The sequence below is a fragment of the Baekduia alba genome, from assembly GCF_028416635.1.
In the GTDB taxonomy this organism is placed as follows: domain Bacteria; phylum Actinomycetota; class Thermoleophilia; order Solirubrobacterales; family Solirubrobacteraceae; genus Baekduia; species Baekduia alba.
The window spans coordinates 1819680-1844446 of sequence record NZ_CP114013.1 but is presented as its reverse complement, the minus strand read 5'-3'; the positions used below and the strand labels follow the sequence as shown (position 1 = coordinate 1844446).

General features: G+C 71.4%; 28 protein-coding genes, 1 tRNA gene and 1 other RNA gene. 15 read left to right on the top strand and 15 right to left on the bottom strand.

The window, feature by feature from the left end; all coding sequences use genetic code 11:
- Positions 1-19 precede the first annotated feature (19 nt).
- From DSM104299_RS09170 to rnpB, 5 genes are all read right to left on the bottom strand, one after another.
- A complete protein-coding gene (locus DSM104299_RS09170; RefSeq protein ID WP_272476994.1) occupies positions 20-1207 on the bottom strand; it encodes a hypothetical protein in 1188 nt (395 codons plus the stop codon).
- 118 nt (positions 1208-1325) lie between these two features.
- Positions 1326-1571, bottom strand: a complete 246-nt coding sequence (locus tag DSM104299_RS09165) for a hypothetical protein (protein ID WP_272476993.1) — start codon at positions 1569-1571, stop codon at positions 1326-1328.
- Between the two features lie 202 nt (positions 1572-1773).
- Positions 1774-3012, bottom strand: coding sequence for a Y-family DNA polymerase (locus DSM104299_RS09160; RefSeq protein WP_272476992.1), 1239 nt, complete (start codon positions 3010-3012; stop codon positions 1774-1776).
- Positions 3013-3114: 102 nt separating this feature from the next.
- Positions 3115-4875 carry an LLM class flavin-dependent oxidoreductase gene (locus tag DSM104299_RS09155; RefSeq protein ID WP_272476991.1) on the bottom strand — a complete coding sequence of 587 codons (1761 nt, stop codon included), beginning with the start codon at positions 4873-4875 and terminating at the stop codon, positions 3115-3117.
- A 53-nt stretch (positions 4876-4928) separates the two neighbouring features.
- Positions 4929-5263: RNase P RNA component class A (gene rnpB, locus DSM104299_RS09150), an RNA gene on the bottom strand.
- Positions 5264-5319: 56 nt separating this feature from the next.
- On the opposite strand from rnpB, the gene DSM104299_RS09145 reads away from it, so the two are divergent.
- Positions 5320-5955, top strand: a complete 636-nt coding sequence (locus DSM104299_RS09145; protein ID WP_272476990.1) for a class I SAM-dependent methyltransferase — start codon at positions 5320-5322, stop codon at positions 5953-5955.
- A 308-nt stretch (positions 5956-6263) separates the two neighbouring features.
- On the opposite strand, the gene DSM104299_RS09140 is transcribed toward DSM104299_RS09145, so the two are convergent.
- Both DSM104299_RS09140 and lexA read right to left on the bottom strand, forming a co-directional pair.
- Positions 6264-6542: a hypothetical protein gene (locus DSM104299_RS09140; RefSeq protein WP_272476989.1), complete on the bottom strand. Its 279-nt coding sequence runs from the start codon at positions 6540-6542 to the stop codon at positions 6264-6266.
- Between the two features lies 1 nt (position 6543).
- Positions 6544-7188, bottom strand: a complete 645-nt coding sequence (gene lexA / locus DSM104299_RS09135; protein WP_272476988.1) for a transcriptional repressor LexA — start codon at positions 7186-7188, stop codon at positions 6544-6546.
- 127 nt (positions 7189-7315) lie between these two features.
- On the opposite strand from lexA, the gene DSM104299_RS09130 reads away from it, so the two are divergent.
- A tRNA-Leu gene (locus DSM104299_RS09130) sits at positions 7316-7401 on the top strand.
- Positions 7402-7856: 455 nt separating this feature from the next.
- Positions 7857-8159 (top strand): hypothetical protein, encoded by a 303-nt coding sequence (locus DSM104299_RS09125; RefSeq protein ID WP_272476987.1) that lies wholly within the window; start codon positions 7857-7859, stop codon positions 8157-8159.
- Between the two features lie 171 nt (positions 8160-8330).
- Here DSM104299_RS09125 and DSM104299_RS09120 read toward each other — a convergent pair whose 3' ends face one another.
- Both DSM104299_RS09120 and DSM104299_RS09115 read right to left on the bottom strand, forming a co-directional pair.
- Positions 8331-8546 (bottom strand): hypothetical protein, encoded by a 216-nt coding sequence (locus DSM104299_RS09120; protein ID WP_272476986.1) that lies wholly within the window; start codon positions 8544-8546, stop codon positions 8331-8333.
- Positions 8547-8733: 187 nt separating this feature from the next.
- A complete protein-coding gene (locus DSM104299_RS09115; protein WP_272476985.1) occupies positions 8734-8865 on the bottom strand; it encodes a hypothetical protein in 132 nt (43 codons plus the stop codon).
- Positions 8866-9034: 169 nt separating this feature from the next.
- On the opposite strand from DSM104299_RS09115, the gene DSM104299_RS09110 reads away from it, so the two are divergent.
- Both DSM104299_RS09110 and DSM104299_RS09105 read left to right on the top strand, forming a co-directional pair.
- Positions 9035-9625, top strand: coding sequence for a hypothetical protein (locus DSM104299_RS09110; protein ID WP_272476984.1), 591 nt, complete (start codon positions 9035-9037; stop codon positions 9623-9625).
- A gap of 4 nt (positions 9626-9629) precedes the next feature.
- Entirely contained in the window at positions 9630-11288 is a 1659-nt protein-coding gene (locus DSM104299_RS09105) for a SulP family inorganic anion transporter (RefSeq protein ID WP_272476983.1), read from the top strand.
- Here the strand turns inward: DSM104299_RS09105 and DSM104299_RS09100 are convergent.
- Positions 11272-12198: a PPK2 family polyphosphate kinase gene (locus DSM104299_RS09100; protein ID WP_272476982.1), complete on the bottom strand. Its 927-nt coding sequence runs from the start codon at positions 12196-12198 to the stop codon at positions 11272-11274. The genes DSM104299_RS09105 and DSM104299_RS09100 overlap by 17 nt on opposite strands.
- A gap of 86 nt (positions 12199-12284) precedes the next feature.
- Here DSM104299_RS09100 and DSM104299_RS09095 point away from each other — a divergent pair, with 86 nt between their 5' ends.
- The 6 genes from DSM104299_RS09095 (at position 12285) to DSM104299_RS09070 (ending at position 17462) form a co-directional block, all read left to right on the top strand.
- Complete coding sequence (locus DSM104299_RS09095; RefSeq protein WP_272476981.1) at positions 12285-15050, top strand: cation-translocating P-type ATPase; 2766 nt, start codon at positions 12285-12287, stop codon at positions 15048-15050.
- A 439-nt stretch (positions 15051-15489) separates the two neighbouring features.
- Positions 15490-15804, top strand: coding sequence for a hypothetical protein (locus tag DSM104299_RS09090; protein WP_272476980.1), 315 nt, complete (start codon positions 15490-15492; stop codon positions 15802-15804).
- Positions 15805-15818: 14 nt separating this feature from the next.
- Positions 15819-16076 (top strand): hypothetical protein, encoded by a 258-nt coding sequence (locus tag DSM104299_RS09085; protein WP_272476979.1) that lies wholly within the window; start codon positions 15819-15821, stop codon positions 16074-16076.
- Positions 16013-16375, top strand: a complete 363-nt coding sequence (locus DSM104299_RS09080) for an SDR family oxidoreductase (RefSeq protein WP_272476978.1) — start codon at positions 16013-16015, stop codon at positions 16373-16375. The genes DSM104299_RS09085 and DSM104299_RS09080 overlap by 64 nt, the downstream gene beginning before the upstream one ends.
- Positions 16376-16753: 378 nt before the next feature.
- Positions 16754-16921: a hypothetical protein gene (locus tag DSM104299_RS09075; protein ID WP_272476977.1), complete on the top strand. Its 168-nt coding sequence runs from the start codon at positions 16754-16756 to the stop codon at positions 16919-16921.
- A 118-nt stretch (positions 16922-17039) separates the two neighbouring features.
- Positions 17040-17462: a hypothetical protein gene (locus DSM104299_RS09070; protein ID WP_272476976.1), complete on the top strand. Its 423-nt coding sequence runs from the start codon at positions 17040-17042 to the stop codon at positions 17460-17462.
- On the opposite strand, the gene DSM104299_RS09065 is transcribed toward DSM104299_RS09070, so the two are convergent.
- The 4 genes from DSM104299_RS09065 to DSM104299_RS09050 form a co-directional block, all read right to left on the bottom strand.
- Positions 17431-18168 (bottom strand): hypothetical protein, encoded by a 738-nt coding sequence (locus DSM104299_RS09065; RefSeq protein WP_272476975.1) that lies wholly within the window; start codon positions 18166-18168, stop codon positions 17431-17433. The genes DSM104299_RS09070 and DSM104299_RS09065 overlap by 32 nt on opposite strands.
- Entirely contained in the window at positions 18146-19078 is a 933-nt protein-coding gene (locus DSM104299_RS09060) for a class I SAM-dependent methyltransferase (RefSeq protein ID WP_272476974.1), read from the bottom strand. The genes DSM104299_RS09065 and DSM104299_RS09060 overlap by 23 nt, the downstream gene beginning before the upstream one ends.
- 66 nt (positions 19079-19144) lie before the next feature.
- Positions 19145-19549: a BON domain-containing protein gene (locus DSM104299_RS09055; protein ID WP_272476973.1), complete on the bottom strand. Its 405-nt coding sequence runs from the start codon at positions 19547-19549 to the stop codon at positions 19145-19147.
- Between the two features lie 83 nt (positions 19550-19632).
- Entirely contained in the window at positions 19633-19986 is a 354-nt protein-coding gene (locus DSM104299_RS09050) for a LysR substrate-binding domain-containing protein (protein WP_272476972.1), read from the bottom strand.
- Between DSM104299_RS09050 and DSM104299_RS09045 the strand changes: the two genes are divergently transcribed.
- The gene (locus tag DSM104299_RS09045) at positions 19949-20827 is read left to right on the top strand and encodes an NAD(P)/FAD-dependent oxidoreductase (protein ID WP_272476971.1); all 879 of its coding nucleotides are present in this window, start codon (positions 19949-19951) and stop codon (positions 20825-20827) included. The genes DSM104299_RS09050 and DSM104299_RS09045 overlap by 38 nt on opposite strands.
- Positions 20828-21006: 179 nt before the next feature.
- Here DSM104299_RS09045 and DSM104299_RS09040 read toward each other — a convergent pair whose 3' ends face one another.
- Complete coding sequence (locus tag DSM104299_RS09040; RefSeq protein ID WP_272476970.1) at positions 21007-21552, bottom strand: NAD(P)-dependent oxidoreductase; 546 nt, start codon at positions 21550-21552, stop codon at positions 21007-21009.
- Between the two features lie 33 nt (positions 21553-21585).
- Between DSM104299_RS09040 and DSM104299_RS09035 the strand changes: the two genes are divergently transcribed.
- From DSM104299_RS09035 to DSM104299_RS09025, 3 genes are all read left to right on the top strand, one after another.
- Positions 21586-22110 carry an AAA family ATPase gene (locus DSM104299_RS09035; RefSeq protein WP_272476969.1) on the top strand — a complete coding sequence of 175 codons (525 nt, stop codon included), beginning with the start codon at positions 21586-21588 and terminating at the stop codon, positions 22108-22110.
- Between the two features lie 486 nt (positions 22111-22596).
- Entirely contained in the window at positions 22597-23664 is a 1068-nt protein-coding gene (locus tag DSM104299_RS09030) for an AlbA family DNA-binding domain-containing protein (protein ID WP_272476968.1), read from the top strand.
- Between the two features lie 459 nt (positions 23665-24123).
- Positions 24124-24423, top strand: a complete 300-nt coding sequence (locus DSM104299_RS09025; protein ID WP_272473636.1) for a transposase — start codon at positions 24124-24126, stop codon at positions 24421-24423.
- Positions 24424-24767: the final 344 nt, after the last annotated feature.

The following is a 24767-nucleotide window of genomic DNA, read 5'->3' as shown; positions in this document are numbered from 1 at the left end:
TTCGCACAGATCGCGGACGTCATGCGACGCAATCCGTCCGCGTGATCCACTGCCCGTCCAGGCCGCGCGAGGACGCCGCGAGCAGCTCCCGGTCATGGTGCTCGGAGTGCTCGGAGTAGCCGAGCTGCGCGCCGCCGGTCCCGCCCGACAGCTCGGCGTCGTGGCCCGTCGACCGCTCCGCCAGCACCCGCGCCTCGATCGTCGCGCGCGCGTCGAGGAGCCGCCGCAGCTCCGGTCCGGGTGTCGTGCGCGCGTGCTTGCCGTCGATCGCGGCGAGGAGCTCGCGCGCCGCGGCGAGGTCGCGCGGATCGGTGAGGTCGAGGTGCGCGGTGACCTCGTAGCGCCGGTCGGCGCCGGCCCCCGCGCGCGCCGCCAGCAGCCCCGCAACCGGCTGCACGGCACCCGGGAGGTCGCGCGACCCGCCGAAGGTCCCGGTCGTCGTGATGCGCAGGTCCAGCGGCCGGCCGGCGGCGTCGGCCTCGACCGCGACGACCGGCCCGTCGTCGCCGCCGGTGGCCCCGAGCACGTCGCGCAGCAGCGCGACCGACCCCGACCAGGACGCGTGGATCGACGTCGTGCGATGGCCCGTGCGGTGGTCGGTCGCCGTGCCCCAGTGCTGGTCGAACGCGACCTGCGCGCTCGCCACGTCAAGGCCCTCGCCGGTGCCCATGACATCGGCCCCGAGCGTCGCGCTCAGCGTGGAGAGCCACGCGCGATCGCCGTAGGTGACGTCGGGCGGCCGCGCCGACCCGCCGGCCGCGACCAGCGCGCGGGCCTCGGCCTCGGAGCCGACGATCCACGTCCGGCCGTCGCCGAGCCGCGCGAGCAGCGACGCGGTCAGCTCGCCGCCGGCCGAGAAGTCGATGCCCTTGAGCTTGACGGCCACGCGCGGCGTGCCCACCGACGCCTCCGCCCCACCCCGCCACGCGCCCTCGAGCGTCACGGCCACCGTGCCGTCCGACCGCCGCTCGACGAGCGCGAGCCGGTCCTTGCCCACCCGGACGATCGCGATCCCCACCTTCCAGAACGCGGCGTCGGAGGACGACCCGACCACGCACGGCTCCCGGTCGCGCCAGCAGTCGCCGGCCGAGACGACGCAGACCGCCCGCGCCAGCTCGCGCGTGACGCGCCGGCCCAGGAACCCGGCCTGCGCGAGCGCGGCGCCGGTCGTCCCGAGCAGGACCGCGACGAGGGCGACGACCGCCACCCACTCCACCGATCCCTGCCCGGATGTCCCGCCGCCATGCCACGCCATGTGGCCACCGACCCTGCCGAGCGACCTGCGCAGGAACCAGACGCATATGTCACGGAACCGCGCAGGAGCGTCAGCGCTGCCGGTACCACCCACCCACCTGGTCCAGCTCGCGGAACAACACCAACAAGTCGCCGCGCGTCGTCACGACCTCCCAGTAGCGCCGGCGCAGCGGCGCGTCGGTCCACCAGCGGTCCTCCACGACCCACGACTCGCGCACCGCGTCCACCGCGCGGCCGTCGACGGCCAGCGGCCGGCCGCGCGGATCGGCCCGGACGGTCGCGGGCAGCGGGACGTTGAGCCGGCGCGGGCTGGTCACCGCTGCCGCCCTCGGGAATCTGCGGCCCGGATCGTCGCGGCTGGGGCCACCCGGCGAGCGCCGGCGGGCGCCAGCCCGTCAAGCTCCGCCGGGTGGCTCCAGGCGCGGCGAGACGGCCCGCAGATCGCACGGCGAGCGCCGGCGGGCGCCAGCCCGTCAAGCTCCGCCGGGTGGCTCCAGGCGCGGCGAGGCGGCCCGCAGATCACAGCTCGTACGGTGCCAGGACCGCCTGGCGCTCCGGTACCCGCGAGTCCGGATCCACCTCCAGCACGCGCAGCGCCGCCTCCGGGCCCGCGACCGCGCGGGCCTGGCGGATCGCCTCGCGCATCCGGGCCGTGCGCTGGGCCGAGCCGTCGTCGAACAGCGCGTGCGCCCCCGCGCTGACCGCGCCGAAGCGCTCGACGGTCAGCCGCAGCGACTCCGCCGGCGCCGGCAGCATCACCAGCTTCTGCCCGAGCGCCAGCCGCATCCGCGTCGCGTCCGCCAGCGGCTCGCGGAACACGACGCGCTCGCGCCACGTCCCGCCCTCGACCAGGCGCGCGCCCAGGACGACCGCCCGCAGCGTCCGCCCGTCGCGCTCCCGCCGCGCCAACAGCTTGTCCACCAACAACACCAGCGCGCGCCCCAGCTGCACCCCCGACGCCGACTCCGGCAGCTCCAGGACTTCTTCCAGCACTTCCCCCGGCTGTCGCGGCTTCAGCTCGCTGTCGCGCCCGAGAGCCAGGTCATAGGCCAACTCCCCCGCGCGCCCGAAGCGGTCGGCGACCACCGGCCGTTCCAGCGCCGCGAGCTGGCCGAGCGTCCCGATCCCCAGGCGCTCCAAGGGCCGCACGAGCGCCTCGACCTCCGGCCGGCGCCGCAGCAGCGCGACCGGCTCGCCGGCCAGCGCGGCCGCGCCGTCGACCAGCTCGGCCCGCCGCGACCGTGCCCGCACCGCCCCTGCCAGCGCGCAGAACCGCGACGGCCCGGCGCCGATCCGCGCGGGCAGGCGCAGCGCGGCGCGCACGGCCGTCACGACCCCCGCCAGCCACGGCGGCGCGCCGCCGGCCGACATCCGCGCCCGCAGCGCCGCCGCCGGGTCATCCGCCGCGCGCCCGCCGTGCAGCCGCGCCAGCGCGGCCGCGTCGAAGAACGCCAGCCCCGGCGCCTCGCTCTCCACCGCCGCGCCCGCCGACTCCAGCCGCGCGAGCACCTTGTCCCACGCGTCGGCGACGCCCATCGGATCTGGCGGGATCAGCGCCAGCGACGGGCAGCGCGCCAGCGCCTCGCCCAAGCGCATCCCCGCGTGGACCCCGAACGCCTCCGCCGAGGACGACACTTCTCCTACACGTTGCTCCCGCCCCGGCTCCGGCGCGAGGGCCGCGGGGCCGCGCGCGAGGACCTCGCGCCCACCGGCGGCGATGACGAGCTCGAAACGTGGAAGGAGAACGGCGACGACCATCTGATGCGAACACATGTTCGCACGGTCGTCGGACGCCAGCAAGCCTCCGCACGCGCCGCGTTCGGGCGCGAACGAAAACCCCTGCTCAGGGGGCGATCCGCCTCAGAACCCGCCCGGCTGGCCGAACATCTCGCCCAGCTTGAGCGCGACGCCGAAGTCGCCCGCGAGCTCCATCCGGCCGGTCAGGACGGCCTTGACCGGATCGAGGTCGCGACCAGCGATGCGGATGAAGTCGGCGACCGCGAGCGTGATCGTGAGCTCGGCGTCGTCGGCGGCGCCGGGCCGTGCGCGGGCGCGCTCCCGGTCGATCGCGACCGTCCACGCGCGCACCGACCCGTCCACCGCGCGCAGGTTGTACTGGATGTCACCGGTGAAGCCCGCTGCGCGCTCCGGCACGAACTGGCGCTCCATCGCGCCGAAGATGACCCTGAGGCCGGCGCCGGAGCCGGCGGTGCGCGCGAGGCGCGCGTCGTCCGAGCGCCCGACGAACGCCTGGAACGCGCGCTCGCCGTGGGTCTCGAGCTGGCGCCGCAGCGAGGTGACCGCAGCGCCGGGGGCGCGCCGCGCCGACGGGGCAGCAGGCTCCTCCGGGATCGCGACCGCCGCCGCGTCGACCCCGCTGTCGCCGGCCTTGAACGCGTACCCGCGCGCGACCGTCCGGCGCGGCGCCCGCCGCTCCAGCGCGCGCTCCGCCGCGTCGCCCAGCCGCTCGGCCTTGTCCCGCGCCCGCGCGGGACGCCGTTGCGCGAACGCCGGCATCACCTCGGCGGCGAACAGCTCCAAGGCCTCCATGATGTGCTTGTGCTGGGTCTTGCCCGTTTGCAGGCAGAACAGCAGCTCGTCGACGCCCGCGTCCTCGTAGCGGCCGATCAGCTCGCGCAGCTGGGCGGGCGTCCCGATCGCGCCGCGCACGGAGCCAAGGCCGCGCTGGAGGACCTTGACGCTCAGCGGCGCGCCGTCGGCGGAGATCGCGGAGCGCGCGAAGCCGACGTCGTCCCGGCGGGCCTGGAACTCCTCCCAGATCGACGTCCGGCCGGGCGCGTGCTCGCCGAAGGCATTGTAATGGCCGAGCGCGTAGCCGAGGAAGTGGGCGCCGTCGATGCCGCGCTCGATCGCCTCCGCCTCGTCGGCGTGCACCATCATCGGCAGCGCGGCCGCGAAGTTGGGGTTGACGGCGAACCCAGCCGGGACGCAGCGGTCCGACGAGATGATGGTGTAGTACTCGTCGACCCAGGAGCGCACGTCCTCGGGCTCGACGAACGCGAAGCTCAGCGCTCCGAGTCCCTTCTCGGCAGCGCGGCGGATCGTCTCCTGACGTGGGCAGGCGACCCACAGCGGCGGGTGCGGCTTCTGCAGCGGCTTGGGCACCACGTTGCGCGGAGGCATCTTGATGTGGTCGGTGTCGGCGCCGGCGAACGGCGTCTCGACCATCATCCGCGCAACGATCTCGATCGCTTCGCTCCACTGTGCAGTTTGCGTCTCACGATCGACGCCGAAGCCAGCGAGCTCGGCCCCGGACGACGTCTCCCCCGTCCCGAGCTCGACGCGCCCGTCGGAGAGGAGGTCGAGCGTCGCGGCGGCTTCGGCGACCCGCGCCGGATGCTGGTAGCCCGGCGCCAGCGGCACGGTCCCGAAGCCCAACCGGATCGTGGTGGTCCGCTGCGAAGCGGCGGCCAGGAAGACGCCGGGCGCCGACGAGTGCGAGTGCTCCTCCAGGAAGTGGTGCTCCGCCGCCCAGACGGTGTCGAAGCCGAGGCGGTCGGCCAGCTCGACCTGCTCGAGCGCTTCTTGTAGGAGTCGATGCTCGCCGTCGGCCTCCCATGGTCGCGGCACCTGGTGCTCGTAGAAGATCGAGAAGCGCATCGCTGCGGGGCAGCCTATGGCGAGGGCCCTCCCGGTGTCGGAAGGGCCCTCGCTGTAGCACGCCTGTAAGCCGGATCTTGTCGTGAACGACCATCCATCTGAGCGGCCGACCTGGACCTCGGCGGGCAGCCTACGAACGGTCCTGCTTGGCCTTGCACCCGGTGGGGTTTGCCTGGCCGCCATGTCGCCATGACGCCGGTGCGCTCTTACCGCACCTTTTCACCCTTGCCTGTGCGGGGCGCACGTGCGGCCCCGCCATCGGCGGTATGTCTCTGTGGCACTATCCCGCGGCTTTCGCCGGGTCGACTTGCGCCGACCACCGCGCCCTGTGGTGTCCGGACTTTCCTCGACGGGATGTCTCTCCCGCCGCAGCCGTCCAGCGTGCATGTCCGAGCCTAGCGCCGCCGGCGGGCCGGCGGAAGGGGCGCCGGTAGCGTTGCGGCGATGTGCGCTCAGTTCCACTTCGATCCGGACACCTACGACGCGCTGATGGCGTCGGACGTCCCGGCCTACGCGCGGTTGCAGCGGGCGGTCGCCGAAGCGTGTGGCTCGCGGGTTGGCGCCGATGTGCCGCTGCTGGAGCTCGGGACCGGCACGGGTGAGACGGCGGTGCACGTCCTGGCCGCGCATCCGGGCGCGACGCTGATCGGCGTGGATGCGAGCGAGGCGATGCTGGCGCGGGCGGCGGTGCGGCTGCCCGGCGCGGATCTGCGGGTGGCGCGCCTCCAGGACGAGCTGCCGGAGCCCGGTGAGGGCGGCGGCGCCGGCGGGGGCGGGTTCGCAGTGGTGTTCTCGGCGCTGGCGGTGCATCACCTGGACGGGCCGGAGAAGGCAGAGCTGTTCGCGCGCGTCGCGGACGTGCTGGCGCCGGGTGGGCGGTTCGTGTTGGGGGACTTGATCGTGCCGACGGACGCCCGCGACGTCGTGACCCCGATCGACGGGGTGTTCGACCAGCCGAGCACGATCGAGGAGCAGCTGGGGTGGCTGCGCGACGCGGGGTTGACGGCGTCGGTGGCTTGGGCGGAGCGGGACCTGGCGGTGCTGCTGAGCGTGAAGCCGGAGGCGGCGGGCGCGGCGTAGGGCGTGCCGCGGGCCGCGGGCGCGCGGGGTTGTCGCGCCGCGGGCCCGCGGGGCGCTCGCGTCGCGGAGTTGGCTCGCCGTCGCCCAGACCGCGGCGTGACGCAGTCGATCTCGGTGTCGGAACAGGCCCCTGGCCACCCGGCGCCTGATGCCGAGGCTGGGTCGCGGACGGTTCGGCGACGACCGCATCGCATCCTCGGCCCTGGAACGACGAACGCCCGCCGAGGAAGGCGGGCGCCGGAGGAGGTGAGGGTTCGTCGAGCCGGCGTCATCCCCGCCGCCGGCTGCGCGTGGGGACGCGCGGTGATCTAGGCGATGGTCGTCTCGCAGGACGTGCAGCGGCCGCCGACCGGCGCGGGCCCGGCGCTGTAGCGCGGCGTCATCGCCTCGCCACAGGCCAAGCACGCGACGGTGCGGTGAGCGGTCAGGTCCTCCCAGACCCCGACCAGCAACTCATCGAGCGTCGGGCCGCCGCTCACGGCAGGGGCCAACGGGCGCGGAGCGGCGATGCGCGCCGCCCGCAGCTGCTCGGGCTCCTCGACCGGGTCGAGGATCGATGGACGGAACAGGGTCAGCGTTGCGGTCATGTCACACGCTCCGGAAGAGGCCGACGACGCGCCCCATGATCCGCACGTCCTTCGAGCGGATCGGCTCCATCGTCGCGTTCTCGGGCTGAAGGCGAATGTGGTCGTCCTCGCGGAAGAACCGCTTGACCGTCGCCTCCTCCCCCACCAACGCCACGACGATGTCACCGTCGGCGGCGTTCTCCTGCTTGTGGACGACGACGTAGTCGCCCTCCAGGATCCCGGCGTCCTTCATCGACTCGCCGCGGATGCGCAGGACGTACTCGCCCTGCTCACCGCCGGCGACCGGCGGCACCTCCACGTACTCCTCGATGTTCTCCTCGGCCAGGATCGGCTGACCCGCGGCGACCGAGCCGACCAGCGGCAGGCCGGTGGGCCGGACGAGCGAGCTCACGTTGTCCACGGCGTCCTGCACCGCGGAGCCGACGGCGGACGACGCCTTGTCCAACAACTCGAGCGCTCGAGGCTTCGACGGGTCCCGTCGCAGCAGCCCGAGCTTCTCGAGGTTGGCCAGGTGCGCGTGCACCGTCGACGACGAAGCGAGCCCCACGGCCTTGCCGATGTCCCGCACTGTCGGCGGGTACCCGTGCTTGGCCGAATACCGCTTGATGAAGTCGAAGATCTCCTGCTGGCGCTTGGTCAGATCCACCGGGGTCACCTTTCGCCACTCGCGTCTCGGTCGAACATGTGTTCGTGAAGATAGAGGGGCGTGCAGACGGAATCAAGGCGACCGTCGCTGAGCGACCCCTCTCGCTATGCTGACCCTCGCCTGTCACGCGCCGGTGGCGGAATTGGTAGACGCGCAAGGTTGAGGGCCTTGTGGGGCAATTGCCCCGTGGAGGTTCGAGTCCTCTTCGGCGCATGGAACGGAAGCTCCGCCTTTGCGGGGCTTTCGTCGTTTTGGGGCAACGGCGCGGCGCCAGCCGGTAGAGCGCGCGCGGCTCGTGTCCCACTGGTTTGTCCCACAAACGCCACCCCTCAAGAGCGCGAAGCAGACGCACCAGGCGCCTGCCAGGGACCCAGGGCGATTGGTTTTCTCGCGTCACACGCGAGAGGTCGCAGGTTCGAAACCCGCCGCGCCCATCCCGGAAGGCCCCGCAAAGCGGGGCCTTCCGTCGTTCGGGGCTCCGCGACCGAGAACAGCAAATCCCCTGCTTTGGCCAAAACGTTGGCCGAAACTCGGGTCGTGCGGCGAGAGTGTCGAGACCGCGGCAGATGGCCGACATGACGCATCGACTGAAGGGCCGGCGCCGGTCGCAGGACTCAGCCTGCGGAGCCGTGAACGACGAGCAACTTGCGGGTCTAACTCGGTCCGCGGTGTCCGAGCTCAGCGCGCGCAATGCCGCCCACGAGTTCGAGGACATGTGCCGGCACGTGGCGCGTGCTCGGCTGGTCAGCAACTTCGAGACGTTCCGGAGCTTGCCGCACATCCTCGTGCGGTTCTTCACCGTTCCGGATGCCACAGCGGCGCGGCGGTCGATGCGGTGGGCCGTCGGGCTCATCGGCGGGTTCTTCGCGCTCCTGTCGCTCTTGGGCTTCGGCGCCCGCTACGTGCTCGGGCCACCAGCCCGGAGGCGCTGCTCGCCACCAAGAGCGGCGGCAACCTGGCCGTGCCGTTGATGGCCGAGGTGCTCGGCGGCGGGCGCGGGACGTTCGGCGGCGCCCTGCTGCTGGCGGTCGTCAGCGCCGTCGCGGTCGCGACGAACCTCACGGTGGTCTCGGGGATCGTGATCTCCACGTCCGGCGCGGTGGCCCACGACCTGCGGACGCGCATCATGCGCCGCGGGCGCATCACGGCGCGGGGGCGATCGCCGTCGTCGCCGTCGTGCTCTCGGCCCTCGCCGGGTCGGGCTTCAACGTGGCCTTCTCGGTCGGGCTCGCGCTGTCGGTGTCCGCCGCGGCGAACTTCCCGGCGCGGCTGCTGGCCTTCACTTGGCGGCGGTTCAACACGACGGGCGCGGTCGCCGGCGTGGCGGTCGGGCTGCTCGCGTCGCTGACCCTGATCATGCTCAGCCCGCCTGTGTGGCCGGGCGCTGACTCGCACGGCTCGCCGCTGTCGCTGACCAACCCCGACCATCATCGCCGTACCGCTCGGGTTCCTGGCCTGATGGCCGGGAACGCTGGTGGGCGGCCGCGAGGTGGAGCAGGCCGGCCGCCCCGGCTTCGCCGAGATGGTGTTCCGCAGCGAGACCGGCTACGGCGCGCAGGCGGCCTGACGGTTCAGGCGAGCCCGCGGGCGACCGCGCTCGTCCCACCGCAGGCCCACGCCCGGCTCGGCCGGCACGTGCAGGCGGCCGTCGCGCACCTCGAGACCGGTGCGCATCATCTGGCTCAGGAGGCCATGTCACGACGCCAAGTGCCCGCCGCGCGGCGCGTCCTCCGATCCCGGGCGGCTGCACCACCCGGGTTGGCGTGCGTGTCGCCTTGCCCGTCAGCTAGGGAGAGTGCAGGATTGGACCCGAGAAACGCCCGCCGGGCGGGAAAGGAGACCGCGCGTGACCACCCCCATCGTCCCGCGCTGGGAGTGGCGCACCTTCGCGGCGCGATTCGACGCCGATGTCGACCGCCGGTTCGACGCCCTCCCGGCCGAGCAGGTGGACGAGAGCGACGAGACCTACCTCGTGTCGCCGCACAGCGACGCCTCGGTCAAGGTCCGCGCGGGGCTGGTCGACATCAAGACGGTCGTCGAGCTCAGCGATGACGCCCTCCAGCGCTGGAAGCCGGTCCTGAAAGCGCCCTACCCACTGTCCGGCGACGCCGTCGACGTGGTGGCGCACGCGCTCGGCGTCACGTTCCTGCCGCTCCAGCGCGACGAGTACACGCGCGAACAGCTCGTCGAGGAGCTGATCAGGCCGCACCCCGAGCTCCTCCCCGTCCGCGTGCACAAGCACCGCACGCACTACAGCCTCGGCGGCTGCATGGCCGAGCGCTCCGCGGTGCGCAGCGAGCACGGCGCACAGCGGACGATCGCGCTCGAGTCCGAGGACGGCGAACTCGTGCGAGCGACGGTGCGCGAGCTCGGCTTCGACGCGCGGGCGAACGTCAGCCTGCCGCGCGAGCTCAAGGTGCTCGCCGGCATCGCCTGAGCCGATGCTGCTCCCGATCCGCGACTGGCTGCCGCACTACGACCGCCGGCTGCTGCGCGGCGACGTCACGGCCGGGATCGCGGTGACGGCGCTGATCGTCCCGAAGAACCTGGGCTACGCCGGCATCGCGGGGATCCCGGTCGAGAACGGCCTCTACGCCGCCGCGGCCGGGGCGATCGTCTACGCGCTGTTCGGCACGTGCCGGCAGATCTCGACCGGGCCGAGCTCGGGCCTGGCCGCGATCGCCGGCGGCGCCGTACTCGCCACCGGCGTGACGGGCGGACAGGCCGCCGAGTTGGTGGCGGCGATGACGCTGGTCACCGGGGCGCTCTTCCTCGTCATGTGGGCGCTCAAGCTGGGCCGGATCGCCAACTTCCTCTCCAAGGCCGTAGTCACCGGTTTCCTGGCGGGGGCCGCCGTCGACGTGGTGATCGGCGAACTGCCCAAGCTGACCGGCAGCGACGCCGAAGGCGACAGCGCGTGGCGGGAGCTCTCGTCGTGGGTCGAGGGCCTCGACCAGCGCGACTCGACGACGGTCGTCGTCGGGCTCGCCGCGCTGGCCGTCGTCTTCGGCCTGCGGATCGTGGCGCCCAAGGTACCCGGCGCGCTCGTCCTCCTGGTCGGCGGCCTGGTGGCCTCGGGGCTGTTCGACCTCGGCTCCCACGGCGTGGCCCTGGTCGGCGACGTGCCGAGCGGCCTGCCCGCGCCGGCGCTGCCCAACGGCGATTTGATCGCCGACCACCTCGCCACCATCGGCACGGCGGCGTTCGGGCTGCTGCTCGTCGGCTTCTCGCAGACCGCCGGCGACGCGCGCGCCTTCGCCACACGACACGGCTATCGCGTCGACGTCAACCAGGACACGCTCGCGCAGGGCATGGCGAACATCGGCGCGGGCGCCTTCCAGGGGATGCCGGTCTCGACCAGCCTGTCGGCGAGCTCGCTCAACGAGTCCGCCGGGGCGCGCACGCAGCTGGCCTCGCTGACGACCGGCGGCCTGGTCCTACTGACGCTGCTCGTCCTCGCCCCGGTGTTTTCCGATCTGCCCAAACCGGTGCTGGCGGCGCTCATCATCGACGCGGTGGTCATGGGCATGATCGACATCCCCGAGCTGCGCCGCCTCCACCGGGTCAAGCGGTTCGACTTCCTCATCGCCTGCGCCGCCATCGTCGGCGTGCTCTCCGTCGGCGTTCTCGCCGGCGTGGTGGTGGGCGTCGCGCTCTCGCTGGCGTGGCTCGTGTACGTGGCGACGGCGCCAGCCATGCCCCTGCTCGGGCGCGACCCCGGGACCGGGGGCTTCCGGGAGGTCGACGGGCACCCGAGCGACGAGACCTTCCCCCGCCTGGCGATCGTGCGCCTCGACGGCGGGCTGTTCTTCGCCACCGCCGATGCGCTGCATGACCGGCTCCGCGAGATCGTCGAGCACAGCGATCCGCCGCCGCGCACGGTTGTCCTCGACTTCGAAGGCGTGGACTTCGTCGACTCGCAGGGGACGGCGAAGCTGGCCGAGCTGCGGACGCTCGCCGACGCTCACGGCGTCACGATCCGCCTGGCCGCCGTCAAGGCCGCCGTCCGCGCGGTGCTGGAGGCGGACGGCGTCGTCGAGCGCATCGGCGCCGGCCACATCCACTCCGACGTGCGAGCCGCGGTCAGCGCGGCGGGGTGAGGGTCTCCGCCTCGAGCTCGCGCCGGGCGGCGACGTTGGCCTCGTGCTGGTCCGGCGAGACCGTCGGCCAGCGCAGGTCGAGCCCCTCGACCGTGTCGACGAGGATCGCCGCGACGAGCGCCTGCGTCAGCGACTTGTGGTCGGCGGGGATCACGTACCACGGCGCCCACGGGGTCGACGTGGCGGTCAGCGCCTGCTCGTAGGCGGCCATGTACTCGTCGAAGCGGCCGCGCTCGGTGACGTCCGCCGCGTTGAACGTCCACTCCCGGTGGGGGTCCTCGAGCCGCGCGAGGAAGCGCTTCTTCTGCTCGGCCCTGGAGACCTGGAGGAAGAACTTCACCACCTTGGTGCCGCAGCGGTCGAGGTGGCGCTCGAACGCGTTGATGTCCTCGCAGCGCCCCTCCCAGAAGCCGGGGCTCTCGGGACCGTCCGGCAGGCGCTGGGCGGCCAGCCACTCGGGATGCACGCGCAGCGCGACGACCTCCTCGTAGTGCGAGCGGTTGAAGATCCCGATCCGGCCGCGCGCCGGCGTCGCCTGCGCGATGCGCCACAAGAACGCGTGGTCGAGCTCCTCCGACGACGGCCTCCTGAACGACACGACCTGAACGCCCTGGGGGTTCACGCCGGACATCACGTGCCCGATCGCGCTGTCCTTGCCGGCGGCGTCCATCGCCTGGAAGACGACGAGGAGCGCGCGGTCGCCGCTGGCCCACAGCTGCTCCTGAGCGCGCGAGAGCTGCTCGCGGTCACGGGCGAGGATCGCCTGCGCCTCGGCCTCGACCTCGTCGTGTGTGAGCGCTTCGTACTCGGGGTCGTCGAGGCGCACAGTGTCCCGTTGGGCGAGCGCGGCCGGGCGACCGGGCTCGACCGTGAGTTGCTGGATGAGCCTGGCCCGGCGCGTGCTCGGCATGCCGGAAGCCTCCCGCCCTGCCCGCGGGCCGACATCACCCTCAGAGGATGATGCGGGCCGCCCGTGGGAGGTGAAGGATCGCCAGCATGACCGGGTTGGAGAACCCGCCCGCCGCGCCGGGCCAGGAGGGCCAGTGGTTCGCGCAGGACCAGGTCGCCGTCGTCGCCGCCCTGGGGGGCGACGCCGACCGCGGCCTGAGCCAGGCCGAGGCCGCGAGCCGGCTGGCGCGCCACGGCGCCAACGAGATCCGTGGCGAGGTACAACCCTCGGCGTGGGCGGTCGCGCTCGAGCAGCTGCGCGAGCCGATGAACATCATGCTCATCGCCGTCACAGTTGTGAGCTTCGTCATCGGCGAGGTCCCGACCGGGATCCTCGTCGGGCTGCTGATCCTCTTCAACATCGCGCTCGGGACGCGCCAGGAGCTCAAGGCCCGCGAGAGCGTCGATGCTCTCTCGAAGATGCAGGTGCCGCAGACGCGGGTCGTGCGCGACGGGATTGTGGCGCAGGTCCCCGCGGCCGAAATCGTGCCCGGCGACCTGGTCGAGGTCGAGGCCGGCGACATCCTCCCGGCGGACGGCCGGATCATCCGCTCGGCGACCCTGGAGACGCAGGAGGCCGCGCTGACCGGGGAGAGCGCGCCGGTGGCCAAGGACGCGACGCCCGTCGCCGGCGACGCCGCGCTCGGCGACCGCACCGACATGCTCTTCCAGAACACGTCGGTGACGCGGGGCACCGCCGCGATGGTCGTCACGGCCACCGGGATGGAGACCGAGATGGGCCGCATCGCCACGATGCTCACCTCGGTGACGCGGGTCCGGTCGCCGCTTCAGAAGGAGCTCGACTCTCTGACCAAAGTCCTCGGCCTGATCGCCTGGACGGCGGTCGCCTTCATCGTCGTCGTCGGCCTGTTCCGCGGGCTCGACTTCGACGACCTGGTCCTGCTCGGCACGGCGATGGCCATCTCGGCGATCCCGACCGGCATGCCAGCCTTCGTCTCCGGGCTGCTCGCCCTCGGAGCCAAGCAGCTCGCCGAGGCGCGCGCCGTCGTCAAGAACCTCACCGACGTCGAGACGCTGGGGGCGACGAGCGCGATCAACACCGACAAGACCGGCACGCTGACGATGAACGAGATGATGGTCTCGACCATCTACGCGAACGGCGCCTGGTTCAACGTCGGCGGGAGCGGCTACGGGAAGACCGGCGCGATCGAGTCCGTCGCCGGCGTGCCCGTCCCGGACTTCACGCGGCTCGCGCTCGGGCTCGTGCTCGACAGCGACGCCACCGTCTCCGACGACGGCACTGTGGTCGGGGACCCGACCGAGGCCGCCCTGGTCGTACTGGCGGCCAAGCTCGGCGTCAACGCCGAGGAGACCCGGCGGGCCTACCCGCGCCTCGCCGCGGTGCCCTTCGACTCCGACTACAAGTTCATGGCCACCTTCCACCGGGTCACGCTCGAAAGGACCGAGCACGTGATCGAGCTGGTCAAGGGCGGCACCGACGTGGTCCTCGACCGCTGCACCATGGCCGGCGGGCCGCTGAGCGGCTCGCAGGTGCCGATCGCCGATGTCCGGTCCGACCTCGACGCGGCCAACGCACGCATGGGCGAGCAGGGACTGCGAGTGCTCGCCTTCGCCGCGCGGCTCATCACCCCTGGCGAGATGGAGGCCATGACGAGCGACCCCATGTCCCTGACGCGCGAGCTGGCCTTCGTCGGGATGGCGGGGATGATCGACCCGCTGCGCCCCGAGGCCAAGGACGCGGTGACGACCGCGCTGCACGCCGGGATCAGCGTGCGGATGATCACCGGCGACAACGCGATCACGGCCGGGGCGATCGGGGCGTCGCTCGGGCTCGGGCCGGGGGCAATCAGCGGCACCGAGTTCCAGGCGCTCACCGACGAGGAGGTCTCGCAGAAGCTGAGCCAGCTGCACGTCTTCGGGCGCGTGACCCCGGAGGACAAGCTGCGCCTCGCACAGATCATGCAGCGCGAGGGGCAGATCGTCGCCGCCACCGGCGACGCGGTCAACGACGCCGTCGCGCTCAAGCAGGCCGACATCGGCGTGGCCATGGGCAGCGGTAGCGAGGTCACCAAGCAGGCCGCGCGGATGATCCTCACCGACGACAATTTCGGCACGCTCGTGCGCGCCGTCGAGCTCGGGCGCAGGGTCTACGACAAGGTCGTCGCCTACGTCCGCTACCAGATGACCCAGCTGCTGGCCCTGGTCATGCTCTTCATCGCCGCCACGGCCTTCGACATCAACGACGGAGTCGCGCTCAACCCGCTGATGGTGCTCTACCTGCTCTTCTTCGTGACGGCAGCCGGCGTCGTCGTCATCGCCGTCGATCCGGGGGACCCGGACGTCATGAGCCGGCCTCCGCGCGACCCGAAGCTGCCGATCGCGAACCGGGCGGCGATCACCTCATGGGTGATTTACGCCTTCGCGCTGTTCGTCGCCGCGCTGCTGCCCCTCGTCATCGGGCCTGACGACCCGAAGGTCAACGCGCCCAGCGTCTCGATGACCATGACCTTCGCCGTCATGGGACTTGGCACGATCTTCAACGCGCTGACCAACCGCCGCGACCCGGCGAGCGGGCTTGCGCCCCCGATCCTCCGCGCGCTGGCCATCTCGTTCGTTCCGGCGGTGATGATCCTGCTCGCCACCCAGCTCCCCACCCTTCAGGACGCGCTGCAGACCGAGAGTCTGTCGGCCCGGCAGTGGTTCGCCTGCCTCGGTCTCGCCGCGCTGCTCCCGATCGTCATCGAGGGCAACAAGTCGCTGCTCCGGCGACGGGCTGCTCCAGCGGGGGCGCTGGACGTGTCACGCACGGTCGCCCCGGGCCGGGCGCGCTAGCGAATGGTGACGACGACACCACGTTCGGTCAGGCCCAAGCCGCTGCTTCGACGGAGACCGAGGGCTCAAAGGCGGTGAAGGCCGTATGGGCAGCAGTCCCCAAATCGCCGCGAATCGACCGCGAACTGCGCAGATCTGCCGCCGGCATCCCGCGAGCGAGAATCGCCGGGGAAATCAGAACAAACGGCCCTCCGGCGTCTGCTCCCGAGGGTCTTGATCGCGCTTCACACGGAGAGGTCCAGGTTCGAAACCCGCCGCACCCATCCTGGAAGGCTCTACACGGCGGGGCCTTCCGTCGTTCGTGGCTCCGCGACCGAGAACAGCAAATCCCCTGCTTTGGCCGAAACGTTGGCCGAAACTCGGGTCGTGCGGGGAGCGTACAGCCGTTTGCGGCGACTTAGGCCTCCTGCGCAACCACATGGCGTGGTAGACCCTGCCGATGTCGCGTGAGCACGGCGAGGTGCCGACCGTCGGTCCGGATCCGGTCACCGCCCGGATCGCCAAGATCGAGGCCGGCCTGGGAGATCTTGCCGAGCGCATCGTCGCCCCGACCGGGCCGCTCCATCGCGATGTGCTCGAACGCATCGGCAAGGGTCTGGACTGCGCCGACACTGCTGCCGAGATGCGCTGCTACCTCGATCGCCTAGAGACGCGATGGCGGCGATCGCATCACGATACAGCCGCACGTACTGGCTTCACCTGCCCCGCCGTCTACCGCCGGAGCCGCTCGGCGCCAGCCGCCCGTGGACCGTGACCCTCTACCGGCGCGTGTTCACGCTCGCTGTGTTGAAGCACGGCCTCCCTGTCCTAGAAGGCGACGTCGATGTGATCGCCGCGAGCAACGCGCGCGCGGGCGATCTCGCCGCGACCTACAAGCTGACCGCGACCAACCTGGTGGACTTGCCCGCCTCGCCCGCGCTGTCCTCCAAGCTCGACCTCACGATCCAGGACCTCGGTTCGCCGTGCGCGGCTTCACCGAGGCGCTGCGCATCGAGATGCTCCAGGACGGCGTCCCGGTCGGCGTGACGGTCGCGCACCCCGGCGGTGTGAAAACCAACATCACCAACAACGCGATGGCCTCGGCACGCGCCTCCGGCGTCGAGCTCAGCGCCGCCGACGTCAAGCGCGCCCGCGACTACGAGCAGCGCTTCCTGCGCCTCAGCCCCGACGCCGCCGCCAAGACCATCCTCGACGGCGTCGCCGCCGCCCAGCCCCGCGTCCTGGTCGGCAACGACGCCAAGGCCATCGACAAGCTCGTACGCCTGATCCCGAAGCTCTACCCCCGGATCGTCGCGCGGGTCACGCCCTCCCGATCCGCGCGCTGAGCACGTTGGCGACTGCCAAGGGTTCCGACTGGCTCCGTTGGCGATGATCGCGCTTCCGCCCAGATCTCGCGAACAACACTCCCCGAGCTTGCGCCTGCACGACCTGCGGCTGATCGATCCGGCCGCGGCCGCCTCCTTCGGCCTGCCCAGCGACCGCACGATCACGATGGGCTCGCGTGTCGAGGGCTGACCAGCCGCGTCACCACGCTCCGTTCGCGGCGGGCACGGGGCGCGTCACGGGCGCGACGGTCGGGTGCTCGAAGTGGTGGTCGCCCACGTGCGGGGAGCAGGGTCATCTGCGTTGTGCATGACCATCAATGTCTGCCGCGGATGTGGCGGCGGTATAAGGATCTGGCGTGCGACCACAAAGCTCTCACGATGGCCTTGCTGCTTTCGCCTCATCGGCGTTCGTCGCTCACCGAGTGGGCGTCCTGGCCGGGGGTCTTCTACATCACCATCGCGATCGCACTGGCCGTGCTGGCCTCTCTGCGCGCCGGCCGCAACACCCGACGCGCCCGGACATCGGCGCGCAATGATCGTCCCTGATCTCGATCGTTGGATCAGCGCACCGCTGGTTCGCACGCGTCATCGGCGCGACGCACCGGTCGGCGAACGGGCGCTGTGGGCGGCCGCCGGCGGCGTGCGGGTCAAGGATTGCCGGGTCTTGGGTCGGCTGATCCCGGCCCGGATCGCGGGTGTCGCGTCTGGAGCGTCGTTCGACGAGCTCTTCGCCACCGCGCCGTTCACCGTGCTCGACCGCGGTCCGACGTTCCGGCTGTCGGCTTTGTGCGGGCGGATCTGGAGCCCGCGGGGCCAGTTCGCGCCGCTGGCCGACCCCGAAGCGTTCCTGGGCTGGCGCGAGCCCGGAGCGGTGCGGGTGCTCTTCGCCAATTGGGTGCAGGCGAGCGAACGGGGAGCGTCGCTGATCAGCGAGGTCCGTATCCACGCCGTCGACCGCCGTGCTCGCCTGTACCTGCGCAGGTTCGGGCCGCTCATCGCCGCGTTCCAAGGCCTGGTCGCGGCCGAGCCACTGACCCTCGCTGTGCCGCGGGCGGTCAGAGCCGAGGGATCAACAGCCCCACGCTGAGCAGGACCAGGGCCGCCGCGGACGCGCGCAACGCACCGTCCAGGGGCGCCGCGAGCGCCGCGACGTCAAGCTCGCGCCGGGTGCCGTCGGCCAGCTCTTGCGTGCCGGTGAGCCCGACGGTACGTCGGCGCAGCTCGCGCACCGGGGAGCTCAGCCGGCGCTGCGCCACGCTGAGCCCGAAGCATCCCGCCGCGACCAGGAGTCCTTGGATGCGCAGCTGCTGGGCGTTGATCCAGTAGCTGGTCAGGGCCGGGAAGGCGCCCCACGCCAGGGCGAACCAGACACCTGAGTGGAAGCGACCGCCGAACAGCTCGAGGTTGTAGGCCATCAGGATGAACGCGCCGGCCACCACGAAGACCGCCAGACCGGCCGACACGATGATCGTGCCCGCGACGCCGATGGCCACCGCGCCCACGAGGCCGGCGACCGCCAGCGCGACGAGCACGCCGTCAGACAGCCGCGTCGCCAGCGGCCGGCCCGTCAGCTCGTCCAGCGCGTGGGCGCTCACGCCTACGCCGAGGAAGAACGCCAGCAGCGTGGCGGCCAAGCGGTCGTCGTGCACGGTCGGCGCCGCGGCAGCACCGAACGCGACGTAGCTCAGATGCCACGCCGTGTACGGCGGGTGAAGGAGCGTGACCAGATCGCGCCAGCCTCCGGGTCGCAGCGCGTAGAACGCTGGTCGGTCAGGCGGTCGGCGTGCGCTCATCGACCCGAGTGCCCCACATCACCACGCCGGCGCCGAGGCTCATCGGCCGGACGTCCACGTCGGCGATCCCCGCCCGCTCCCACAGCGCCGCGAGGTCGGCCAGCGACCGGTGCGCGTAGAAGTCAGGGATGCTGCGCGACAGGAACGTTCCGGTGTCGCGCCACTCGCGCGACACCAGCCGCCCGAGCGCCGGCAGCCCGACGCGCGCGTAGGCTTTCCAGAGCGCGCGCCAGAGGGGCGCGGACGGAACCCCGAACTCCAGCGAGGCGATACGCCCGCCCGGCCGTACGACGCGCGCGAGCTCGCAAACCGTCGCGGCGGGATCGTCGACGTAGCGCAGCAGGTAGGTGAAGGTCAGGTGGTCGAACTCCCCGTCGGCGAACGGCAGGCGCTCGGCCTCGCCGACGACCAGCGAGACGCGTGGCCGCAGAAGGTCATCGGCCTGCACGCGCGCTCGTGCCCGGCCGAGCATCGCCTCGCTCTGGTCGAGCCCGACGACCGTGCACCCGTATCGGCGCACGAGCGCGTCAGCCACCATGCCGGTCCCGGTCGCGACGTCCAGCACGCGGTCTCGCGAACCGGCGCGCACCGCGGCCACCATCGCACGGCGCCAGCGCGGATCCTGTCCGAAGCTCAATGCCGCTCCGACGCGGTCGTAATGGCGCGGCAGGCCGGAGAACAGCTGCAAGGCGTGGCGCTTGCGCTCCCCAGCCTCGGCGGCCGGTCCATCGCTCATCGTCTCAGCATGGCCGCACCGCCCGTCGACCACAAGCAGGCGACAACGCCGCGCGGTTCCTGGGCCGGGCACAGTCGCGCGCGCCATCTCCGTCAGCTGGAGTGGTCGGCCTGGGTCGATCGCCCTGCGCGGTACACAGCGGTGACCGCGTTCCTGACCGATGAGCTTCTTCACGACGGAGCACTCCCTGGGGTTGTGTGCCGGCGTGGGCCCGTACGAGACCCACGCCGGCGTGCCGCATCAGGGCGTGGTGACCCGGATCTGGTTCGTGACGCCGACCACGCCGAGCAGGCCCGCGACGTCCTCGAACGCAGCGTCGCTCTCGAACTGGTAGCTGACGTCGCCCTTGAGCGTCACCCACCCGTCCGTGACCTTCACGTCGATCAGGTCGGCGGGGACCTCGACGTCCCACATCAGGATCTGCAGGACGATGCCGCGGATGTCGGCGTCGTCGCGGCGCAGGTCGTCGAGCAGCCGCACTTCGAGCTGATCGTCGACGTTGTAGACACCGTCGATCTCCCTGGCGTCGCCGACAGCGGCACGCCGCTGCCGGAAGCTGCCGACGTGACGCGTCCTCCGTGCGGGCGAGGCGTGAGGTCGCGGGGGCGTCAGCGGTGGCGCTGGTATGAGATCCGTTGCCGTCATGTCGGTCCGCTCCTCGTGTCGTCGCCGCACGCGCCCAGAGCCTTCTCGTAGCAACGCCCCGGTCTCTACGCGACAGAGCAGCGTCACCCAGCGGCCGGTACCACCCGCCGGCACAGCTCCGCGAACGCCTGCGCCCGCCGCGTCAGGCGGATGCCGGCGGGCCACGCGAGCACCAACTGGTTGGCCAGCGGCTCATCGCTGAACGGCACCTGGACCAGCGGCCGTCCCTCGTAGCTGCGGTCGACCTGCGGCCGGCTCAGGAGCGGAGCCCAGCCGAGGTTGCGGCCGACCAGCGCGCGGACCAGCTCGTAGCTGGAGGCGTAGTGGCGGACGTTGGGTTCGGCGCCCGCGATGCGGAAGAGGTCGTTGTAGTAGTCCTTGCTCGGCGGGACGTCGAGCATGATCATCGGGTGGGGCGCGATCTCGGTCACGGTCACGGACTCACGCTCCGACAACGGATGCTCGGGCGACGCCGGCGCCGGCTTCATCGGCCTGGAGGTCGCCGCCGGCGCGCGCAAGCACGGCGCCGAGATCACCGTGCTCGAGGTCGCGCCCCGCGTCATGGGCCGCGCCCTGTCGGAAGCGTCGGCCGCCCACCTCGTCGGTCGGCACGAGCGCGCCGGGACCTCGGTCCGGACCGGGGTCCTGATCGAGCGCATCGTCGATGACGGCCACGGCCGCGCGGCCGGCGTCCTCTTCGCCGGCGGGGAGGTGCTGCCGGCCGACCTGGTCGTCGTCGGCGTCGGCGTCGCGCCGGCGACCGAGCTCGCCGAGCGGGCCGGACTACCCGTCGACGACGGCGTGCTCGTCGATGCCACCCTGCGCACCGAGGACCCGCACATCTGGGCGATCGGCGACTGCTGCCGCTTCCCGCTGCCGTCCGGGCAACCTGTACGCCTCGAGTCGGTGCAGAACGCCACCGACCAGGCGCGCGCCGTCGCCGCGGCGATCACCGGCGAGCCGGCGCCCCACGACGCCGTCCCCTGGTTCTGGACCGATCAGCACGACGCCAAGCTCCAGATCGCGGGCCTCCTCGACGGCCACGACCGGATGGTCCTGCGCGGCGACCCCGACGCCGACGGCCACTCCGTCTTCTGCTACTGCGGTGAGCGCCTCGTCACGGTCGAGTCGATCAACCGCCTGCGCGACCACCTGGCCGCGCGCAAGCTCCTCGCCGCCGGTTTCTCCCCGTGCGCCGCGGACGTGGCCGACGACGCCGTCGACCTCCGGGAGCTGCTGGCCGTCACGGCGCCGGCGCCTCGGTCAACTGCACCATGAAGCCGCCGGAGGTCTCGGGCACCGTCCAGAGGTGATGCCGCCCGGCGACTTCCACCGGCCGGACCGGCTCCTGGAAGCGCACGCCTCGGTCGCCGGGCCCCCGAGCCCGCGCACGTCGCGGGCGAAGGCGCAGGCTGCGTCCAGATCGGCGACGACAACCCCAACATGGTCGAAGCGCATCAGCCGGCGGCGGCCAGGGCCGCGCGGTTGACGGTCGCCGCGGGCTGCTCGCCGCGCAGGACGGCCGCGACGTTCTCGGCCGCCTGCCGCGCGAGGTCGCGCATGGACTCTTCGGAGTAGAACGCCGTGTGCGGCGTGGCGAGCAACCGGTTCTGGTGCAGGAGCGGGTGGTCGGCCGGCAGCCGCTCGGGCTCGAAGACGTCGATCCCCGCGCCCGCGACCGTGCCGTCGGCCAGCGCCTGCGCGAGCGCGTCGAGGTCGACGATCGCGCCCCGCGCCGCGTTGAGCAGGTAGGCGGTCGGCTTCATGGCCTTCAAGAACTCCGCGTCGACCAGGTGGCGCGTGCTATCGATCAGCGGCACGTGCACGGAGATGGCGTCGGCGCGGCGCGCCAGCTCATCCAGCGAGACCGGCTCGACCCCCGCGTCGCGGACGCGGCCCTCGTCGGCGACGTGGGCGATGACCTTCATGTCGAGCCCCTGGGCCTTGCGCGCGACGGTCTGGCCGATCGCGCCGAAGCCGACAACGCCAACCGGAAGGCTCACCCGGAACGTGTGGAGGTACGCGACGAGGAACGCTTGAGCGTCGAGTCGCGCATGGTGCGTTATCGCTACGGACCGTGGGACGGCCGTTATCGCGAGCTGTTGAACGAGCTGGTCGGGCTCGGCCTTGTCCACGTCACCGTGAGAGGTACCACGGTGCACATCGGCGTGGCCGACGCGGGGTTGAACGCCGCCCGCACTCTTCGTGGCGACCCGGCGTACACCGACCTCGCACGGCGCGCGAAGCTGCTCAAGACGAACTTTCAACCAATCGGCTACGGCGTTGATGCGATTCGTCTACGACACGTTCCCCGAGATCGCGGACATGCGGTTGCGGGAGGAGATCACACCGTGAAGGTCCACCTCCACTCACTCGAGATCACCTTCAAGGATGCCCGAGTGGTTGTCTCGTTTTCGCCTCAGCTGACGTTCATCCACGGCCAAGTCGGAGCTGGGAAGTCGTCGATCGCCCGGCTGGTCGACTGGTGCCTCGGCGACGACGTCACGGAGTTCACTCCCGCCCTCCAGGACGTGAGCTTGTCTCGGCCGTGCTCCGCCTGAGAGTGGGAGATCACGACGTTCGCGTCGCCCGCAACCGTGCGGACAAGTCGAACGTCGTGCTCAGCTGGTCGGAGGAAGACGAGGAACCACACAACGAGACCGTCCCGCTCCAAGCCAGCGGCGGGGATCAGGATCCCGCGGTTCCCGTGACGCTGAGCGATCACCTCTTCGTACTCGCTGGCCTGACACCCCTTCGTGTGCCGCGGAACAGACGGAGCTCCGACGCCACGCTTCAGCGGTGATCCACGGGTTCTTCCGCTACTTATACAAGTTGCTCGAAGGGCCGATGAAGGATGTCCAGGTCGTGCTCATCGACAGCGTGCTCGAAGCGCCGCCAAACAACATCGTGCTGGTCGCACGCGAGATGAGCCTGGACGACCCGACTCATCCACCATTAGTCCCGTACCGCAAGTCCGAGACCGAGAAAGCGACGACCCCGACACCGCCTCCGAAAGCGACTAGGCACTGCCTTCATGGCCGGAGCTCGTGTTCGGTTCGATTCGGAGCACTGGACGCTCGGTCGTCGAAGGGCACGGTGTCGTCAAGGCCGACGACACCTATTTCTTGACCGCGTCAAATGTCCTCGCCCCCGCGAGCGTCGCATCGCTTCGCGCTGCTCTACGACGCTTAGATGCCTTCACGAGGATCGACCAGGTCATCACCTTCCGGCTTAGCCCTCTACTGCCAGAAGACTTCAGCATCGATTTGTTCACCCCCTATCGGCCGGTCGGGCTTGTCTGGGCCGGCGGCGAGCTGGTGGTGGAGTGCCAGATCGAAGCGTCGCCGAGGACGTCGGAGGAGGAGGTCGAGCGAGCAGTCGAAGCTGCCGCAACCCGACTCGATGGAGCCGCGGGCGACATCGAGTGGTACGTCACTCGCTCGGGGTCCGGAGGAACGTTCACGACGTGGCTTCCGTGGCGAGGCCAGACGGTCGGTGAGCTGATTGAGGTCGGCGAACGAGCACGCGCGATCGTTGCTGCGATCCTTGCCGGTGACCTCGACGCGAGCAACGTTGCCGCCCTGATTCGAACCGGCGCTCCCGAGATCCTGCTGGGCGAGTACGAAGGACAGTGGCTCGCAGCAAAGAGCGTGCCCTACCGGCTTGACGAAGTCCCCGAGCAGCTCGAACTCGGTAAGGACGTCGCCGCGATGGCGAACGCCGGAGGCGGGCTCCTTGTCCTCGGCGCTGTGACCAAGCGGCGCCCGGGAGGTGGCGAGGAGATCGTGAAGCTCAATGGCTGTGTCTCGGGCGCGGTCAATCAGCGGGAATATCGGCACGTGGTGTCTCAGGTCATCCATCCGCCGCCTGTCGGCGTGCGAATCGATATCACGCCCCTTCGCGATCGCGAGCTCATCCTCGTCGAGGTACCGGAGCAACCCGCGGACTTCGCTCCGTTCCTCGTCGACGGCAGCACCGGTGGGAAGAAGGCAACAGGACTGGGCTTCACGTGGCCGATTCGGTCGGGCGCCGACACGACCGCCCCGGCGATCCAGACCATCCATTCGCTTCGTTCGAGCTGGCGAGGCGTTGTTGCGAGGCGCCGGGACGGATAGTGATACTCAACCGGCAGGGCCCGTGCCCCACACCGTGCCCCACACACTCGACCGACGAGGACCGGTCTCAACCGCCTGCACGGGCGCAACTTCGCCTAGCCATGGGGCGCCCACCCCGTTCTCAAAGATTGAGGGCCTTGTGGGGCAATTGCCCCGTGGAGGTTCGAGTCCTCTTCGGCGCATAAGATGAAAGCCCCGCAAATGCGGGGCTTTCTTCGTTCTAGAGACCAGACCGAAGTGTGGATTGGAACCCGATTCTGGGGGTTCATCCCACGTATTCATCCCACAAACCAGCCCCGAGATGTCGTCTCGGAAGAGCGACGAGTACGCCGTCGAGGGTGGCGTGGACCCCGTGTTTGCGTAGACAGTTCCTGTTCTCTGTTTTGAGCGCGTGAGTGTTCTGACTCGCGTCCGGTGCAGAGCCCAGGATCGGCCGCTCAACATCAACGGAGCATCGAGTTGAGCGAGACGAGGAAGTACCGGAAGTTCAGCGCCCAGCAGAAGACCGAGATCGTGCTGGCGTCGTTGCGCGGCCCCAAGACGATGGCCGAGCTCTGCCGCGAGCACGACATCGCCGACAGCCTGCTCAGGAAGTGGCGCGAGCAGTTCCTCGCGGCCGGCGCTGAGCGGTTGCAGGGCAAGGCCGAACGGACCGAGGCTGACGAGCTGCGTCGCCAGATCAGCCGCTTTGAGCGGGCGTTGGGGCGCAAGACGATGGAGGTCGAGATCGCGGGGGAACTCTTGCGGGGCTGGGAGTGAGACAGCGCGTCGCCCGGTCCTGCGATCTGGTCGCGCAAGGACGTCCTGCAGCGGTCGTCGCGCGGGTCGCTGGGATCAGTCGCCAGGCGATCTACCGACGCCCTGCCCGGACGCCGGCCGGGCAGCGCCGGCCACTTGATGATGTTGACCTTGCGGTTCTGCAGGTCGCCCGCGAGAACCCGACCGACGGCAGTCGGATGGTCGCCGCGATCGCCGCGATCTGCGGCTGGGCGATCGACGTTCGCTGCCGCGCCAGCGAGGCGTTGGCCGTCGTCGATGCCGCGGTCGCCGAGCGCGGGATCAGTCCAGGCACGCTGACGTTGGGGACCGACAACGGCACCGCC

Bases quoted from the DNA above. Each gene is read 5' to 3' on its own strand.
- DSM104299_RS09140 (WP_272476989.1), bottom strand. From the start codon at position 6,542: ATGACCGCAACGCTGACCCTGTTCCGTCCATCGATCCTCGACCCGGTC.
- DSM104299_RS09065 (WP_272476975.1), bottom strand. From the start codon at position 18,168: ATGAGCGCACGCCGACCGCCTGACCGACCAGCGTTCTACGCGCTGCGA.
- DSM104299_RS09145 (WP_272476990.1), top strand. From the start codon at position 5,320: ATGTGCGCTCAGTTCCACTTCGATCCGGACACCTACGACGCGCTGATG.
- DSM104299_RS09100 (WP_272476982.1), bottom strand. From the start codon at position 12,198: ATGCCGAGCACGCGCCGGGCCAGGCTCATCCAGCAACTCACGGTCGAG.
- DSM104299_RS09075 (WP_272476977.1), top strand. From the start codon at position 16,754: ATGGCCTTGCTGCTTTCGCCTCATCGGCGTTCGTCGCTCACCGAGTGG.
- DSM104299_RS09055 (WP_272476973.1), bottom strand. From the start codon at position 19,549: ATGACGGCAACGGATCTCATACCAGCGCCACCGCTGACGCCCCCGCGA.
- DSM104299_RS09095 (WP_272476981.1), top strand. From the start codon at position 12,285: ATGACCGGGTTGGAGAACCCGCCCGCCGCGCCGGGCCAGGAGGGCCAG.
- DSM104299_RS09120 (WP_272476986.1), bottom strand. From the start codon at position 8,546: ATGATCAGGGTCAGCGACGCGAGCAGCCCGACCGCCACGCCGGCGACC.
- DSM104299_RS09090 (WP_272476980.1), top strand. From the start codon at position 15,490: ATGTCGCGTGAGCACGGCGAGGTGCCGACCGTCGGTCCGGATCCGGTC.
- DSM104299_RS09155 (WP_272476991.1), bottom strand. From the start codon at position 4,875: ATGCGCTTCTCGATCTTCTACGAGCACCAGGTGCCGCGACCATGGGAG.
- DSM104299_RS09160 (WP_272476992.1), bottom strand. From the start codon at position 3,012: ATGGTCGTCGCCGTTCTCCTTCCACGTTTCGAGCTCGTCATCGCCGCC.
- DSM104299_RS09045 (WP_272476971.1), top strand. From the start codon at position 19,949: ATGATCATCGGGTGGGGCGCGATCTCGGTCACGGTCACGGACTCACGC.
- DSM104299_RS09115 (WP_272476985.1), bottom strand. From the start codon at position 8,865: ATGATGCGCACCGGTCTCGAGGTGCGCGACGGCCGCCTGCACGTGCCG.
- DSM104299_RS09105 (WP_272476983.1), top strand. From the start codon at position 9,630: ATGCTGCTCCCGATCCGCGACTGGCTGCCGCACTACGACCGCCGGCTG.